This window comes from Bacteroides sp. (genome assembly GCF_052357945.1).
Classification (GTDB): Bacteria; Bacteroidota; Bacteroidia; order Bacteroidales; family Bacteroidaceae; genus Bacteroides.
In genome coordinates this window covers 55210-71649 of the sequence record NZ_DAWCXD010000004.1, presented here as the reverse complement: position 1 = coordinate 71649, position 16440 = coordinate 55210, and the positions used below count along the sequence as shown (strand labels likewise).

The window sequence follows — 16440 nt, the reverse complement described above, 5'->3', positions numbered from 1 at the left end:
TATGGATATTAATAACAAAAAACAATATAATCAAGGAATTGGCAAATATAAGATTTTGTCTTCAACTGCGGGCGTAGGTTCTCTAGTCACAACAAAATGGGGAGGATTCATTATGCCGTTGAGTATTTCTGATTGGCAATTTATTAAAACGCTATCAGCAGAAATCACTAAACCAGAGAATGCAAATCATACGCTGCAGCAGCTAGGGAATTTGGCTGGTGTTGAAATAATTGATGATACTCGTTTCGTAGAGTTCTTGAAGCAAAAGAAGCAGATGACTGCATTAAAATGTTTTATCGCTGTACCTCATATTCAATTGGATAAGTTCAATCAGATTGATAAATCAGAACATCCGATTTATAAAAAGAAACAAGACTTAGGAGTAGAGCTTAAGGATGAAATGTTTGTAATTCCAGCCATCAATTTCCCTAAGTGGTTTATTTCTTCTAAGAATTATGAATTAAAGTCAATTGACGATTGGACTGAAATTTGGAAGACGGAAAGATGTAACGATGGTAAAATGGATTATTTTGCCCCTCCTAGAGATCCTTACAAAAAGACTTTCCGCACTTTTAAGAAATCTATGCTAACGGACAAGACTGTTTATGACCTGCTTAAACCTGTTCCAATGGTTTTAATTTGTCCTAACGGTCATATTTCAGATATTCCTTGGTATCAGTATTTTTGTGCTAAACTTGCGGGCGAGAAAATAGACCAACCAGAAGGTTTTGAGCTGTTTAATTATGACTGCGTATCCTGTCCAAGATCTCCTGATGAAAAACACAATCTCCAATGGATTACAAACCGGAACCAAAGTGAATCTTGGGGAACTCTCAAATGCTCACATTGTCAGCGCACAGTCAGTTTGGCTGGTATTATGAACATCAAGCCTTTCTGTCGTGGAGAACGTCCTTGGGATTCTGAAAACAGACCAGAGATTTGTAGGAGTGGACATGACCGAACTATCATGCAAATGGCTTTAGTAACAAGTAATAGTATTTACTATGCCAATAGCCTAAGCAGTCTTTATATTCCAAACGAGTATATTGAGAAGCCAGAAGGACAACTATCTGCTGAAGCAAATAAAATGTTGAAGAAGATAGAAGAAAAAATTTATCCAAGATACGAACGCCGCACAGAAACTTCTTCCAGAGATGATTTCTGGCAAAAAATGTTTGAAAACGGTAATACTTTGAGAGATGCTGCGGATGACGACGATATTGAGTTAAGCGAAAACGATTGGAATGAAATAAAACAGTCATTCGTAAATCCGGATGAAACAGAGGAAGTTGACGTTTTGGCAACATATCGCCTCAATGAATATCAAGTATTTGCCAAGAACTCAAAAACTCCAGGAGATAAACCCGGACTGCACTTTAAAGATATAGACCTTCCTGATTATTTAAAAGAGTATTTTACAAAGATCCAAACAATAGATACGTTAGCTGTAACTACAACTCAACTAGGATTTAGCCGAGTTTCTATGCCATCACCAAAGATTGTAAGTGAAAAAGTCGTTTATCCTGACGAACAAATAAAGCCAATCTATACATGCAACAAAGAAGAGGTACTTGTTTTACCAGCTAACCAACTATTCGGCGAAGGAATATTTTTCATGTTTAACGAAGAGAAAGTGAATCAGTGGGCTAAACGCCATAATTTGGACGAATACTACCAGTGTAATCTTAAGGATGATGACATGGGTAAATTTATGTCTGATGAAATGGATCAATATGGTAGAGCCCGTTTCTATCTTCTCCATACTTTCTCCCACATAATTATGAAAGAAATGGAATTCTCATGCGGTTATCCAACTGCCAGCTTAAATGAACGCCTTTACTATTCAGATCAGATGTGTGGTGTTCTCATATACACTGCTGACGGAGCAGAGGGCAGTATGGGTGGTCTCGTATGGCAAGGACAACCTCACTTGATTGCGCATATCATCAAAACAGCCATGAATAGAGCTCTTAACTGCTCATCAGATCCAATGTGCTGGGAAAACGAAGATGGCCTTAATCGCGCTTCTTGTTTCTCCTGTACCATGATTTCTGAAACTTCATGTGAACAACGTAATCTCGGTTTGGATCGTCGCGCACTTGTAGATGGAAGATTTGGATATTTCAAAGAAACAATAGGTTAATAGACACAAATTATAAGCTTCCAGTAAGTACCCGTATAAAATTGTGATTCTATATTTATATGGGTACTAAAAGGGAAGTTTACATTACACCTGTCTCAAATCAAACGCATAACTATAATCAATCAAACTATGCTGTTTTTCATTTTGGCGCCACGCTTCCTCAGCATGACTCATTTCTGAAATTTCATTAGCCTTACTCTTCTCAAAATGAGCTAATACACATTGTAAAACCTCTAATTCTTCAACTGTAAATAAAGACTGTTCAAATTGCTCAACAGTTGTAATTATACTTCCAGAATAACCATTTCCCAAATTTATAATTTCCTTTTTTAATCCGTCCAAGTTCTCATATATAGTACTATAACGCACAGGAACAGGTCCATAACTTATAGCTTGGTATTGTAACCCGCTAATACCTTTACCATATTTCTTATAGGAAAGAAAATCAGAATAAAATAATAATTTATTTAGTTTTGTTTCAAAAACTCCTTGTAATGCAGATGCAAAAAAGACAATAATCTGCTTAACCTTCTCGGGAATGACAGAAGCATACCCATTCATACTTGAACGTAAAGACAAATGGTTGTGAAATATAAATTCATTTATTTTATTCTCAAAACAGGAATTATTGGTTGTCTCCAAAAACTAAAAGTTTAGACATACGAAGTGCAGATATACCATATAATTCCCGGCCCCTTTTTATTTCATCCGGAAATGGTATTGCATATTTCTGACGATACAAATTATAAACTTGATCCATATTCAGTTGATCAAGTTCAGTTGTAGTAAACTCTTCATTTGTATCCTTACATCTATAAAAATGATATACTATCTCAAAATTGTCTTTTCGAAATTCAAATGATTGCTTTTCATGACACAATACAGCGTCACCACCTGTAAACGGACTTTTCATAACTTCTACTTTTTATTTTTGAAAGGATATTCTATTTTTCTCTCTGCCAAATGAAAGGAGACACAGATTGGAGAATTTGTTCCAGTACCTTTACTTATTTTGATATAGACCTCCTTTTTATCTACGGACTTGCCAAACTCCCTAAGTTCTCCCATATAATTCAACTTATCTTTCGTAGGAAGCTTATAATAGTCCTTAAATTCTTTCAAGAATTTATCGACTGTCTCTATATCCATATCTAAAATATCTTTATGTAAAGATATGAATAATATAGTATAACAAAACAAATATTCAACTTTAAAGTTGAAAAAGGTCTATTAAATGACTATATATTCAAGACATATTGATATTAATCCGAAAAGTTCAACTCGAATCTATTTTCCTACCTTTACAAAATTAAACATCATAAGAATTATAAAGATATGACGATTCCATACTAAACTCGAAATATTTTCACTACATTCACACCATGAAATGCAGGATTATATTTGGATTATTAGCAATTCTCTTTTTTACAGGATGTTATAACAGAGAACAGATTTCCCGACTTGACGAGGCGGAAGCACTGTTACAGAATAAACCGGACAGTGCCTTAACAATATTACAACAACTCAAATTGGAAGGAAATCAGGCTGAAAAGGCTAGGTATGCGTTGCTTTATTCAGAGGCTTTAGACAAAAATCATATTAAAGCAACAAATGATTCGCTGATTCGTCGGGCTTGGGAGTATTACAAACATCATCCCAAAGATTTACGCCGCCAATGCAAGACTCTTTATTATTGGGGACGGGTTAAACTGCGCACAGGAGACAAGCCGGGAGCGTTACGCCTTTACCTGAAAGTTGAAGAGAAACTGAAGGATACCAATGAGCCTTATTATGCAGGGCTTTTATACAGTCAAATCGGTGAAGTGTATTATGACCAGATGAACTATAGCCGGGCTTATCATTATTTTCGTGAAGCTCGCAATAACTTCCGGCAGGCTGATAATACTCGTGAAGAAACAGAGGCAACTCTCGATATGGCAGCCGCAACTTTCAATTCTAAAGACATGGAGAAAGCTATGCGGCTCTATTCTGCCGTACTTGATTTGGCCGATGAGCACAAGTACGATAAGTTAGTCAAAGCCAGTCTCACCAATCTTGCTTCTCTCTATGTGGTGTCAGGCAAGAAACAAATTCCTCATGACCTACTGCAACGCATCGAACTCTCTGCCCGGCAAGATACGTTATACGGATACCATACATTAGTAGATGTGAATCTACTAAAAAACCGTATAGACAGCGCACGCTACTATCTGGCACTTGCAGAAACACATTCCACCGATATACGTGACATGGCAGACCTGCAATACACCGCTTATCGGATTGAAGCGCAGGCCAGAAACTTCGAGAAAGCGACAGAGAAGATACACCATTATATCTATCTGACTGACTCGCTGACACGTTCAAATATGCAATTCTCCGCCGGTATGGTGGAACGTGACTATTTCAAGGAACGCTCCAAATTCGCCGAATACCGGATGAAGAACCGTACTACCTGGGAAATTGTCGTAGCAAGTATTATTTTTCTAATAATAGGGGTAGCATACTACATCATCCGTCAACGCCTGCGCTTGCAACGCGAACGTACCGACCGCTACCTGCTATTAGCGGAAGAAGCCAACACCCAATACAAAACCCTGACAGAACATATGGAAGGACAGCGCAATGCGGAAAGCCATTTAAAAGGTTTGGTAGCTTCACGTTTTGACATCATTGACAAACTGGGAAAGACTTACTATGAACGTGAGAATACCGCATCACAACAAGCGGCCATGTTCCACGAAGTGAAACAGATTATCACCGATTTTGCAGAGAACAATGCAATGTTCCAAGAACTGGAACTTATCGTAAATACCTGCCATGATAATGCAATGGAGAAGTTGCGGAATGATTTTCCGTCAATGAAAGAAGCTGACATACGACTGCTTTGTTATATTTTTGTAGGTTTCTCGCCACAAGTAATCAGTTTGTTTATGAAAGATACGGTAGCTAATGTATATGCTCGCAAGTCACGGCTCAAATCACGTATCAAATCGGCAGAAACGGCCAATAAAGAGTTGTTTTTAGCACTTTTCGGATAGGTGTTAGACCTGTGTTAGAAATCTTAGAATACATCTTTCATAATCCATTGAATATCAATACACTTTAAATCAAATTGTTAGATTTGCGAGATTGCATCACAACCCGAATTTGATGCAATCTTATTACTTTTGCATTCGAAAAATTAGAAAAAAGAAAAGATTATGAAGAATATTGTTATTCTATTAAGCGCCATGCTTTTCATGGTAGCATGCGAAAAAGGAAACGAAGAAATGAAAGAAGCAAAAGTAGTGGTATCCGTTTATGATGAGAATGGAAAAATTGCAACGGGCGTTCCCGTAAAAATGTATAATGAAAAGGATTATAAGGTTTTTGAAAAAGATAATTTAACTTTGCCAACTGCAATCATACAGACAAATGAAAGTGGTATGGCCACCTTTGTACTGCCACGAGAGGAATGGTTTGCAACGCAGTCGCAACGGTTCCTGACATTTGTGGTACAAGAAGGGGGCGGCCCTGACAACTATCAGATATGGTCTTCCGGCAAAACCGTAGAAGCCGGAAAAGCCGTAAAAGTAGAAATACGTTTAACCCAATTCCCTAACTAAGCCTTTATCACATGAAGCAAACTAGACTTTATATAATAACCGCACTTTGTCTGCAAATGTTTTTGGGAACAATATTACTAAGTTGCAGCACCGAAAATGACGAATACAAGAAAGATTCACCTTCGGCAGCAAATCCTACTGAACCCATAGAGGCTTCACTTGAAGATTTCTCCATAGAACAATTGCCCGCAAAAACAATTTATGCATTAGGAGAGAATATAGACTTAACCGGCCTTAACGTGACAGGCAAGTATGATGACGGGAAACAACGCCCCGTAAAGGTTACCTCGGAACAGATCAGTGGTTTCTCATCATCTGTCCCTGTCGATAAACAGGAAGTAACCATAACAATAGAAGGAAAACAGAAAAGCTTCTCCGTGCACATTTCTCCTGTCCGTGTAGAAAACGGAGTATTGACGGAAATATTGAAAGGATACAATGAAATCATATTTCCCAATAGCGTGAGATCAATCCCGAAAGCTGCCTTCAGAAACAGCCAAATAGCAAAGGTAGTACTCAATGAAGGACTAAAATCGATTGGAGATATGGCTTTCTTCAATTCGGCCATTCAGGAAATAGTATTTCCATCAAGCCTGGAACAGATGGAGGAAAACATTTTCTACTATTGCCGGAATTTGAAAAAAGCAGATTTAAGCCAAACGAAACTCACCAAACTTCCCGCCAGCACTTTTGTATATGCGGGCGTTGAAGAAGTGCTGCTGCCTGCGATACTAAAAGAAATCGGAGCACAGGCATTCCTTAAGACATCTCAACTGAAAACGATTGAGATTCCGGAAAATGTAAAAACAATCGGATTGGAAACATTCCGGGAAAGTAGCGTTACAACCGTGAAGTTACCGAACGGCGTTACAACCATGGCGCAAAGAGCCTTTTATTACTGCCCGGAATTGGCGGAAGTGACCACCTACGGGAGTACTTTCAATGATGACCCCGAAGCTATGATCCACCCCTATTGTCTTGAAGGATGTCCGAAATTGGCTCGCTTCGAAATACCTGAAAGTATTCGGATATTGGGACAGGGATTACTGGGTGGTAATAGGAAAGTGACCCAATTAACCATTCCGGCAAACGTCACACAGATTAATTTTTCGGCTTTCAATAATACAGGTATTAAAGAAGTAAAGGTAGAAGGGACAACACCTCCGCAGGTATTTGAAAAAGTATGGTACGGATTTCCGGATGATATTACCGTCATTCGTGTTCCTGCCGAATCTGTGGAAAAATATAAGAACGCAAATGGTTGGAGGGATTTCACAAACAAGATAACAACGTTCTAACAGTTCTCCAGTTTTTCGATTATAATCGAATAAAGTTGGTTTAATATCGACTTTTCCGGTTATAATCGAAATAACTTAAGAAAACACTATATTTTCAATAATAGCCGGAAAAATCAGTACTATTAGGTTATCTATTTAAATCTCCCCATTCACCCCCAAGCCGAACAGAGCAAAATCGCCCAGACAAGGATCATCCGGAAAGACTTTAGCCAATGCTGCCGTTATCTGGCATGCATTTTTCAAAGAAAAGGTTTCCGTATCCGTCAACTTGAAATAATGTGCCACCCGACATACATGTGTATCTAAAGGGACAATCAAATCTCTGCGATCAAAACTTTCCCAAACCCCCAAATCGACCTCCGAATCCCGACGAATCATCCAACGCAAAAACATATTCAGTTTCTTTTGAGGACTTTTGGCAGAAACTTCAAGAAATGCACATAACTTTTCCATTGGTATTCCGGGATATAACATCAAAGCTTCCTCCAGACTTTCAAACTGTGTATAAGCTATATATAATCGCCGAAAGTATCCATAAAAATCAGCATACGACAACATCCGATAAAAGCTATTGGTTGCTCCTGAAGGAAAATCCTTCTCCCACTGGCAGGACAATACATACTGATAAGGCGAATCTCCCATTAGCCCGTGCAATTCGTCCGCTTTCTTCAAGATCTGTTTGCGATTGCCAAAACTCATAATCGCCGTCAGCAAACCGCTGACTTCGATATCCTGTTTCAGCGTATAACGATGGGGAAACTGCACCGGATCGCTTTGTATAAAGTCTGCGCGATGATACATCTCCGCACACATTAAAAGTTTATTCTTTATATCTTCAGTCATTTCGAGAAAGTATCAAGTATTGAAAGTACAAAAATACATATTCTAGTTGGATTTCCTCTTTAAGTAAATGATAGATTGTATCCCTAATAAAATAACAAACAAATATTCTGCCGTCATATACACAGTCAGAGAAGCATGAAAACATTCACTTAACAGATACAGATAAATCAAATATACAAGAATGGTGATTAACTGGAAGATAAAGGCGAGCTTCGTCTTTCCTGTACCGGTAACAGCATTGATATAAACATATCCGGGCAGTGCAAAAGCATAATTCAACAGCATAACTATAAAAGGATAGAAAGCTAGTCTCACCAGATTATCGTTATTCGTATAAAATCCGATAACCCATTGGTTACCCCAAAGAGCCATAACTATCAATGGCCCCCCCACGGCATAACCCAACCTAAGAACTTTATGGCAAACGGGAAAAAGTTCCTTCCCCTGCCCCGCCCCAATTAGATTGCTGACTAATGAACCAGTAGTGGATGCAAAAGAGTTGACAATCACAAAAAAGACGGTAGAAACACTACGAGTAATATTGGAAATAGCAAGCTCTGTCCTTCCCAGATGCTCGATAGCAACGAAGAACAGAAACCAGGGAGCAACGCTGACAAAAGAGTGAAGCATACTCCATACAGATATCCTCAACAACTTTATTAACACTTTCCCATCATAAACGACCTTCAGCCCATATTTCACTTTATCTACCCTCACCCACATATATAATAGGAGTACGATAAAAGCTCCGAACTCTGCCAAAAAAGAAGCCATCGCCGCCCCGGATATCCCCAGATTCAGTTTGAATATCAGCAGATAGTTAAAAGGAATATTGATACAGATAGCCATGATAGCTGCCACGGACAATGCTTTGGTCGTTGTTATCCCTACCAGAAAAGACCGGAAAGCTAAAAAAGGAAATGAGAATAACAAACCGAAGCTACGCCAATCCAGATAATGAATCACTGCCTGATAAATTTCATCCGAAGTTATCAACCGGCACAGGATCAAGGGAGAAGCCAAATGGAGCAATAGGCAAAGAATGACTGCCATCCCCGACAGGAAATATACTCCCTGAAAAAATGTACGTCCCGTCTCTTTATAATGTTGTTCCCCATTTCTCCGGGCAATCATTACCTGCAGCCCGATGCTGAATCCGAAGCCCAGCATATAAACAGCCAAATAATAGATTCCGGAAAGCGCAGAAGCTCCCAGTTCGACTTCTCCCACGTGCCCCAAGAAAATAGCGTCGGTAATATTGATTAATTGTTCCATCAGAATGCTCATCATCACAGGAAAGTTGATGAGCCATATTTGCTTATATGTATAATTCATTGCTCAACTTAAAAATAATACGATACGGTATACCACATCATAGCAGCACACAGTTCCGTAAATTTATAAAAATGGATATAAAACTCTTTGGCAGACGAGTAGTTGCCTGTCGGATAGCTGAATAGCCCTGTTAGAAATGATGCTATTCGTTGAGCGTAGCTAGATACAGAGTTTCATAAATGGATGAATATTGCTGGTTTCTCAATCAATTACGCAACAAAGATAAGAAATCTTATTTTCATATCCCAATTTGGTATGGTATTAGCAGATTACTTATAGTAAGGAAATGCATCAGAAGCATCAATTACGACATTAACAAATTGATTTATAAAAATATACCGGATTCGAAAGTAAAAGAATGATGATAAGATATCTTTCTCTTTTGAAAAAAGCATATCATTTTGAAAAGATTGAAAAGAGTAGTAACCAATAAATAACCAGATAACAATGAAAGTTTGTAAATTCGAGAAAATTAAAGATGAGGATGAAATGAAGCAAGTAATCAATTGTATCCAGAAAGAACATCCTTATGTAGCTGTAGTCCCTATATTGGCACAATTACAGGAGTGGTTACAGGCTATTTCCATCAGTTGGTTTCACGAAGAAGATGAAGTTTCTCATACCACAGTCAATGCCATCGAAGCATATTGCTGTACCCTTGCCAATCATCTCATTACAGATTCGCACTTAAATCAGGAAATTAAAAACCGGATTCTGGAGTGCATAAAGAAAATACATATACTTGTAGAAGACAAAGCAGATTTACTGATTGATAAAATGATAAAAGCGGAAGTATACGGATTATCCAGTGATTTATTCACTTATTGCTTACGTCAACAGGGTCTTCGTGCCCAAACATTAGATACCGGCAAACTTATACAGATCAACCTGGAAAGAAAGCCGGATATCCCATATATTCAGGAATCTATCCAACAATACATTGACGAGAACCGGAATGTAGATATTTTTATCGCCCCACTTTCCATTTGCAGAAATGTGTATGGTGAAATAGACTTCATGAGCGAACAACGCAATGATTACTATGCAACAGTGCTTGCCACCCTATTCAAAGCGGACGAAATACTGTTATCCACCCCTATCAATCATATCTACGCAAACCGGAATTGCCTGCGAGAACAACATTCACTAACCTACATAGAAGCCGAACAACTGATTAACAGCGGAGTACACCTGCTCTACGCAGATTGTATCACCCTTGCGGCACGCTCTAATATAGTTATCCGCCTAACCGATACACACGATCTGTCAACAGAACGCCTCTATATATCTTCCCATGACACAGGCAACAGTGTCAAGGCCATCCTCTCACAGGATTCGGCTACTTTTGTGCGTTTTACCTCATTGAATGTATTGCCCGGATATTTGTTTATGGGTAAGATATTGGAAGTTATCAACAAATATCAAATCAATGTCATCTCAATGGCCTCATCCAATGTATCCATCTCGATGATGCTGACAGCCAGCCGGGACACCCTGCGAATCATTCAAAGGGAACTACATAAATATGCCGAAATGGTTATGGACGAAAATATGTCTGTAATACATATCATCGGCTCCCTTCATTGGGAACGCACACAAGTAGAAAGTCATATTATGGATACTATCAAAGATATCCCCGTATCTCTCATTTCTTATGGAGGAAGCGATCATTGTTTCACACTATCTGTACATACCACAGATAAAAACAGACTGATTAGTTCGCTATCCAGACAATTTTTCGAGAGTCAGTGCGCAGCCTGACTCAAAGCCGGATAAAAAAGAGACATCTGAAAACCAAATAAAAAAAATAAAGAGATGAAAATAGCTATTATAGGAGCCGGACACATAGGGAGTGCAATTGTCACTTGTCTGGCGCAAGGACATCTTTACAATGAAAAAGACATTATTGTCTCCAATCCAAATATCGATAAACTGGAGAGACTGCAAGAACATTTCCCGGCAATACACATAACGACCGATAACCAACAAGCCATATCGGAAGCCGAAGTAATCGTCCTCGCCATCAATCCCTGGAAAGTAGATGAAGTATTATCTCCTCTACGTTTCTCACGTACACAAATCCTCGTATCTCTCGTGTCCGGAGTATGTATCTCCCACCTGGCTCATTTGACAGAAGCCGAGATGCCTATCTTTCGGGCAGTTCCCAATATGGCCATTACAGAACGTTCCAGCCTCACTTTGATAGCTTCCCGCGGAACCGATAAAGAATATCAGCAATTAATAAAACAGATATTTGAAGAAGGAGGAAAATGCCTGTTCCTACAAGAAAAACAACTAGATACCACTTCTGCATTAACCTCCAGCGGAATAGCTTTCGCCTTAAAATATATGCAAGCGGTTATGCAGGCAGGGATTGAGCTAGGAATTCCCGGCAAGGATGCCATGCAAATGGCAGCGTATAGCATGGAAGGAGCGACAGAACTGATTCTGAATCATAACACTCATCCATTGCTGGAAATAGAGAAAGTAACCACTCCGGGCGGAACCACTATAAAAGGATTGAACGAACTGGAGCACAAAGGCTTCACTTCTTCTATTATTCAAGCCATCAAAAGCAGTGCCACAACTTTGATTGACAAAGAGGAAGAAGATGCAAAAATCTTCCGATAGTCCTTATGGTATGGTTTCTCAAGTCCTTTTTGCCTATTTTGAAATGCTATATATCCCAAAGCCAGCATAAAAGGACTTAAGAAAATGTATGCTTAGATTTTATATTCCTCTATCTTCCGGTACAGAGTGGTAAGTCCGATTTTCAACAAACGGGCAGCTTCCGTTTTATTCCCTTTCGTATATTCCAACACACGTGCAATATGTCTGCGTTCCATTGCGGCCAACTCAAAACTGCCTACACTATCATCCGAACATTCATAATGAGTGTTTTGGATTTCCAAAGGAAGATCACAAATATCCAGTCGCCCCCCTTCACACACAATCAGGCTACGCTCAATCACATTTCTCAATTCACGGATGTTCCCTTTCCACGGCTGTTGTTCCAGAGCTTCCAGAAAAGCGGGAGTCATCTCATTGATGGCATACGAAAGTTTTTCGGAGAAACTCTTGGCGAAAGCAGTTGCAAGAATTCTGATATCACCGGTACGTTCACGAAGCGAAGGAAGATGCACCTGAAAAACCGAAAGACGATAAAACAAGTCTTCACGGAAATGTCCTGCTTTGATCTCCTCCTGCAGGTTGCGGTTGGTAGCAGCAATGATACGCACATTGACTCTTGTCGGCTTGGTATCACCGATCTTTATATATTCTCCTGTTTCAAGGATACGCAGTAACTTTGCCTGCAATTCGAAAGCCATCTCTCCGATTTCATCCAGAAAGATCGTTCCGTTATTAGCTTCTTCAAAAAGTCCTTTCTTATCCTTCAGCGCACCGGTAAACGAGCCAGCCTTATGTCCGAACATCTCGCTTTCGAGCAGTTCTTTACTGAAAGACGAACAGTTGACCGCCACAAAATTCTGTTTGCTCCGTTTACTACTATAATGTATAGCTTGCGCAAAGACTTCCTTTCCTGTTCCTGTTTCCCCCGTCAGTAATACGGGAACATCTGTCACAGACACTTTCTGCGCCAGAGATACAGCCTCTTTCAACACTTTTGACTCCCCCAGGATAGAATCGAACGAGTACATCTGCCCGACTTTCTTTTCCAATTTTTCGAGACGGACATTCATTTTTGCTTTCTCTACGGCACGACTAATGAGAGGGATAATCTTGTTATTATCATCTCCTTTCGTTATATAATCAAACGCACCGTTTTTGATAGCCTGCACCCCGTCGGGAATATTGCCGTGAGCAGTAAGAAGAATCACCTCTACATTGGGAGCTATTTTCTTGATGTTCAACACCAGATCTACTCCGTTTCCATCAGGAAGAAAAACATCGCATAAAGCTACGTCGGGCGATTGAATTTCCAGTTGTTTGATGGCAGCTTTGCAATCACCTGCCTGACACACTTCATAGCCCTCAAGTTCCAGCATACGAGCTAAAAGGCTGCGAATCTGGACTTCATCGTCAATAATAAGAATTTTATTCATACAATTTGTCTACATTAAATAGAAGAATGAAAAACAGGGTGCGCAAATATAGTTTTTTTATCTGAATCCATGAACTTTTCTTCCATGCAGTTTGTTATTTCCGTAGGAAACTATTTACACTACAAACAGATGAAAATAATTATTATTGGGGGAGTTGCAGGAGGAGCCACCACTGCTGCCCGAATCAGACGAGTAGATGAAACAGCAGAAATTATCCTTTTGGAAAAAGGAAAGTACATATCATACGCCAATTGCGGCCTTCCTTATTATATAGGAGGAGTGATAGAGGAACGGGATAAATTGTTCGTACAAACGCCCGAAGCCTTCTCTACACGCTTCCGTGTAGATGTACGTACAGAAAACGAAGCGATTTTCATTGACCGGAAAAGAAAGACAGTGACCATCCGGCAAAGCAGTGAAGACACTTATGAGGAGAGCTATGATAAATTAGTCATCTCCACCGGAGCCTCCCCGGTACGTCCTCCTCTTCCGGGAATCGACCTTAGCGGAATCTTCACGTTAAGGAATGTCACCGACACAGATCGGATCAAAGAATATATCAAGAGCCACGCTCCGCGAAAAGCCGTTATCGTAGGAGCCGGATTTATCGGTCTGGAAATGGCGGAAAACTTACATACACAGGGAGCGAAAGTGTCGATTGTGGAAATGGGCAATCAAGTGATGGCTCCTATTGACTTCTCGATGGCATCGCTCGTCCACCAGCACTTGATGGATAAAGGAGTCAATCTTTATCTGGAACAAGCTGTCGCCTCTTTTAGCCGGGAGGGAAAAGGGTTGAAAGTAACGTTCAAAAATGATCAGTCCATTTCTGCCGATATCGTTATCCTGTCAATCGGAGTACGCCCAGAAACCAGTCTGGCACGAGCTGCCGAACTGACTATCGGCCCTGCAGGAGGTATTGCCGTGAATGATTACCTGCAAACGTCTGATGAATCGATTTATGCCATCGGTGACGCAATCGAGTTCCGCCATCCGATCACCGGAAAACCCTGGCTCAACTATCTTGCCGGACCTGCCAACCGTCAGGGACGCATCGTTGCAGACAACGTTCTCGGGGCAAAAATACCTTACGAGGGTTCTATCGGCACTTCAATCGCAAAAGTTTTCGACATGACCGTTGCTTCAACCGGTTTACCCGGCAAGCGCCTGCGCCAGGAAGAGATAGATTATATGTCATCTACCATCCATCCCGCCTCTCATGCCGGCTACTATCCGGATGCCATGCCGATGAGTATCAAAATCACTTTCGACAAAAAGACAGGAAGATTGTACGGCGGGCAAATCGTCGGTTACGACGGAGTGGACAAACGGATTGACGAACTCGCGCTTGTCATCAAACACGAGGGAACGATCTACGACCTGATGAAAGTGGAACAAGCGTATGCTCCTCCGTTCTCTTCGGCCAAAGATCCGGTAGCACTGGCAGGATATGTAGCGGAAGATATCATTACCGGCAAAACCAATCCGGTATATTGGAGAGAGTTGCGGGACATTGAAATGGAAAATAAGTTCCTCCTGGATGTCCGCACCCCGGACGAATATTCTTTAGGCAGCTTACCGGGTGCCGTGAATATTCCGCTGGATGAGCTTCGTGACCGGCTGGCCGAACTGCCGAAAGATAAAATGATTTATACCTTCTGCGCTGTCGGACTACGGGGGTATCTTGCCTACCGGATATTGACTCAACATGGATTTGGCAAGGTGCGTAATCTCTCGGGAGGACTGAAGACTTATCGAGCCGCCACTGCTCCGATTATCATACGCGAAGAAAATGGAAATGAAATAGACGAATCACCCGAACAACAGGGAGGTAGTCCCCAAGTTGGGCAACCTGCGGTTGCTAAGGTTTCGGATACCACGGTTACTGCCACTGCTGCCGTCACCACCAATCCTCTTGCAACCCCCGCTAAAACAGTTCGGGTAGACGCTTGCGGGTTACAATGTCCCGGCCCGATTTTGAAAATGAAGAAAACAATGGATACACTGGCATCAGGTGAACGGGTGGAAATCACCTCAACCGATCCGGGATTTCCGCGTGACGCTGCCGCATGGTGCAGTTCAACGGGCAATCAACTGATTTCGAAAGACAGCTCCGGAGGAAAATCTGTTGTTGTCATAGAAAAAGGAGAACCAAAATCGTGCAATATTGTTACTTCATGTGAGGACAAAGGAAAAACATTTATCATGTTTAGTGATGATTTAGATAAAGCTTTAGCTACCTTTGTGCTCGCAAATGGTGCAGCAGCTACGGGACAAAAAGTCACCATCTTCTTTACGTTCTGGGGACTGAACGTCATCAAGAAGTTGCACAAGCCGAAAACCGAAAAGGATATTTTCGGAAAAATGTTTGGTATGATGCTGCCTTCCAGCTCCAGAAAGCTAAAACTTTCTAAGATGAGTATGGGCGGAATAGGCGGAAAAATGATGCGGTATATCATGAACAAAAAAGGGATTGATTCACTGGAATCTTTGCGCCAGCAAGCGCTGGAAAACGGTGTGGAATTTATCGCTTGCCAGATGTCAATGGACGTGATGGGAGTCAAACAAGAAGAACTTCTGGACGAGGTGACCATTGGCGGCGTAGCAACGTATATGGAACGGGCGGATAACGCAAACGTTAATCTATTTATTTAAAAAATGAACAAATGAAATATTTAATTAAGGTATGAAAACAATATGTGCAATGCGTGATGTATTCAAAGCAATGGGAAACTTTGAAACAGCATTTGAAAAAATGTACCAGATAACGCTTAATGAAGCAATGATATTGTGTGCCCTTAAAGAGGCTTCGGACAAAGTGACGGCTACCAACCTGTCTAAACAAACCGAACTAAGCCCCTCACACACATCCAAAATGCTGCGGATACTGGAAGAAAAAGGACTAATCGTCCGATCACTCGGAAGTGAAGACCGGAGACAGATGTATTTCCATCTGACTCAATTGGGTAAACAACGGGTAACTGAACTGGAACTTGATAAGGTAGAGATACCCGATCTACTTAAACCCCTGTTTAAATAAACGGATTTTCAAACAATTATCTGTAAATAATGAACGGTGAGCAAACTCCCTGATAATGGGGCAGAGTGCTCACCTTTTTTCTTTCCGCCGGACCAAAGAAATATGTTAATTT

Annotated in this window: 14 protein-coding genes; 8 read left to right on the top strand and 6 right to left on the bottom strand. The window is 40.6% G+C overall.

All coding sequences use genetic code 11. The annotated features are described in order from the left end of the window. Position 1: 1 nt before the first annotated feature. The gene (gene drmB, locus ACT8YW_RS02310; protein WP_444103850.1) at positions 2-2143 is read left to right on the top strand and encodes a DrmB family protein; all 2142 of its coding nucleotides are present in this window, start codon (positions 2-4) and stop codon (positions 2141-2143) included. An 84-nt stretch (positions 2144-2227) separates the two neighbouring features. On the opposite strand, the gene ACT8YW_RS02305 is transcribed toward drmB, so the two are convergent. From ACT8YW_RS02305 to ACT8YW_RS02295, 3 genes are read right to left on the bottom strand one after another with little or no spacing between them, the layout of a single operon-like run. Further along, positions 2228-2785, bottom strand: coding sequence for a Panacea domain-containing protein (locus tag ACT8YW_RS02305; protein ID WP_444103849.1), 558 nt, complete (start codon positions 2783-2785; stop codon positions 2228-2230). Beyond that, on the bottom strand, positions 2769-3056 hold the full coding sequence (locus tag ACT8YW_RS02300; protein ID WP_444103848.1) for a hypothetical protein: 288 nt from the start codon (positions 3054-3056) through the stop codon (positions 2769-2771). Before ACT8YW_RS02300 ends, ACT8YW_RS02305 begins: the two co-directional genes overlap by 17 nt. Positions 3057-3061: 5 nt before the next feature. Continuing rightward, positions 3062-3292 carry a hypothetical protein gene (locus ACT8YW_RS02295; RefSeq protein WP_444103847.1) on the bottom strand — a complete coding sequence of 77 codons (231 nt, stop codon included), beginning with the start codon at positions 3290-3292 and terminating at the stop codon, positions 3062-3064. 233 nt (positions 3293-3525) lie between these two features. Here ACT8YW_RS02295 and ACT8YW_RS02290 point away from each other — a divergent pair, with 233 nt between their 5' ends. The 3 genes from ACT8YW_RS02290 to ACT8YW_RS02280 all read left to right on the top strand — a co-directional run bounded on the left by ACT8YW_RS02290 (position 3526) and on the right by ACT8YW_RS02280 (position 7046). Then, positions 3526-5181, top strand: coding sequence for a hypothetical protein (locus tag ACT8YW_RS02290; RefSeq protein WP_444103846.1), 1656 nt, complete (start codon positions 3526-3528; stop codon positions 5179-5181). 162 nt (positions 5182-5343) lie between these two features. Beyond that, positions 5344-5748 carry a hypothetical protein gene (locus tag ACT8YW_RS02285; RefSeq protein ID WP_004323262.1) on the top strand — a complete coding sequence of 135 codons (405 nt, stop codon included), beginning with the start codon at positions 5344-5346 and terminating at the stop codon, positions 5746-5748. An 11-nt stretch (positions 5749-5759) separates the two neighbouring features. After that, the gene (locus ACT8YW_RS02280) at positions 5760-7046 is read left to right on the top strand and encodes a leucine-rich repeat protein (RefSeq protein WP_444103845.1); all 1287 of its coding nucleotides are present in this window, start codon (positions 5760-5762) and stop codon (positions 7044-7046) included. A gap of 135 nt (positions 7047-7181) precedes the next feature. Here ACT8YW_RS02280 and ACT8YW_RS02275 read toward each other — a convergent pair whose 3' ends face one another. Beyond that, positions 7182-7889 (bottom strand): TIGR02757 family protein, encoded by a 708-nt coding sequence (locus ACT8YW_RS02275; RefSeq protein ID WP_444103844.1) that lies wholly within the window; start codon positions 7887-7889, stop codon positions 7182-7184. Between the two features lie 42 nt (positions 7890-7931). Further along, entirely contained in the window at positions 7932-9224 is a 1293-nt protein-coding gene (locus ACT8YW_RS02270; protein ID WP_444103843.1) for an MATE family efflux transporter, read from the bottom strand. Between the two features lie 447 nt (positions 9225-9671). On the opposite strand from ACT8YW_RS02270, the gene ACT8YW_RS02265 reads away from it, so the two are divergent. Next, positions 9672-10985 (top strand): amino acid kinase family protein, encoded by a 1314-nt coding sequence (locus tag ACT8YW_RS02265; protein WP_099147128.1) that lies wholly within the window; start codon positions 9672-9674, stop codon positions 10983-10985. 54 nt (positions 10986-11039) lie between these two features. Continuing rightward, complete coding sequence (proC, locus tag ACT8YW_RS02260) at positions 11040-11855, top strand: pyrroline-5-carboxylate reductase (RefSeq protein ID WP_009000152.1); 816 nt, start codon at positions 11040-11042, stop codon at positions 11853-11855. A 92-nt stretch (positions 11856-11947) separates the two neighbouring features. Here proC and ACT8YW_RS02255 read toward each other — a convergent pair whose 3' ends face one another. Beyond that, the gene (locus ACT8YW_RS02255; RefSeq protein ID WP_004327156.1) at positions 11948-13288 is read right to left on the bottom strand and encodes a sigma-54-dependent transcriptional regulator; all 1341 of its coding nucleotides are present in this window, start codon (positions 13286-13288) and stop codon (positions 11948-11950) included. 129 nt (positions 13289-13417) lie between these two features. Here ACT8YW_RS02255 and ACT8YW_RS02250 point away from each other — a divergent pair, with 129 nt between their 5' ends. Beyond that, positions 13418-15943, top strand: coding sequence for an FAD-dependent oxidoreductase (locus ACT8YW_RS02250; protein ID WP_444103842.1), 2526 nt, complete (start codon positions 13418-13420; stop codon positions 15941-15943). A gap of 31 nt (positions 15944-15974) precedes the next feature. Then, positions 15975-16328 (top strand): winged helix DNA-binding protein, encoded by a 354-nt coding sequence (locus ACT8YW_RS02245; RefSeq protein WP_444103841.1) that lies wholly within the window; start codon positions 15975-15977, stop codon positions 16326-16328. Positions 16329-16440 lie beyond the last annotated feature (112 nt).

Coding starts and splice junctions, on each gene's coding strand:
- ACT8YW_RS02295 (WP_444103847.1), bottom strand. CDS start 3,292: ATGGATATAGAGACAGTCGATAAATTCTTGAAAGAATTTAAGGACTAT.
- ACT8YW_RS02300 (WP_444103848.1), bottom strand. CDS start 3,056: ATGAAAAGTCCGTTTACAGGTGGTGACGCTGTATTGTGTCATGAAAAG.
- ACT8YW_RS02290 (WP_444103846.1), top strand. CDS start 3,526: ATGAAATGCAGGATTATATTTGGATTATTAGCAATTCTCTTTTTTACA.
- ACT8YW_RS02280 (WP_444103845.1), top strand. CDS start 5,760: ATGAAGCAAACTAGACTTTATATAATAACCGCACTTTGTCTGCAAATG.
- ACT8YW_RS02275 (WP_444103844.1), bottom strand. CDS start 7,889: ATGACTGAAGATATAAAGAATAAACTTTTAATGTGTGCGGAGATGTAT.
- ACT8YW_RS02245 (WP_444103841.1), top strand. CDS start 15,975: ATGAAAACAATATGTGCAATGCGTGATGTATTCAAAGCAATGGGAAAC.
- proC (WP_009000152.1), top strand. CDS start 11,040: ATGAAAATAGCTATTATAGGAGCCGGACACATAGGGAGTGCAATTGTC.
- ACT8YW_RS02250 (WP_444103842.1), top strand. CDS start 13,418: ATGAAAATAATTATTATTGGGGGAGTTGCAGGAGGAGCCACCACTGCT.
- ACT8YW_RS02255 (WP_004327156.1), bottom strand. CDS start 13,288: ATGAATAAAATTCTTATTATTGACGATGAAGTCCAGATTCGCAGCCTT.
- drmB (WP_444103850.1), top strand. CDS start 2: ATGGATATTAATAACAAAAAACAATATAATCAAGGAATTGGCAAATAT.
- ACT8YW_RS02270 (WP_444103843.1), bottom strand. CDS start 9,224: ATGAATTATACATATAAGCAAATATGGCTCATCAACTTTCCTGTGATG.
- ACT8YW_RS02265 (WP_099147128.1), top strand. CDS start 9,672: ATGAAAGTTTGTAAATTCGAGAAAATTAAAGATGAGGATGAAATGAAG.
- ACT8YW_RS02285 (WP_004323262.1), top strand. CDS start 5,344: ATGAAGAATATTGTTATTCTATTAAGCGCCATGCTTTTCATGGTAGCA.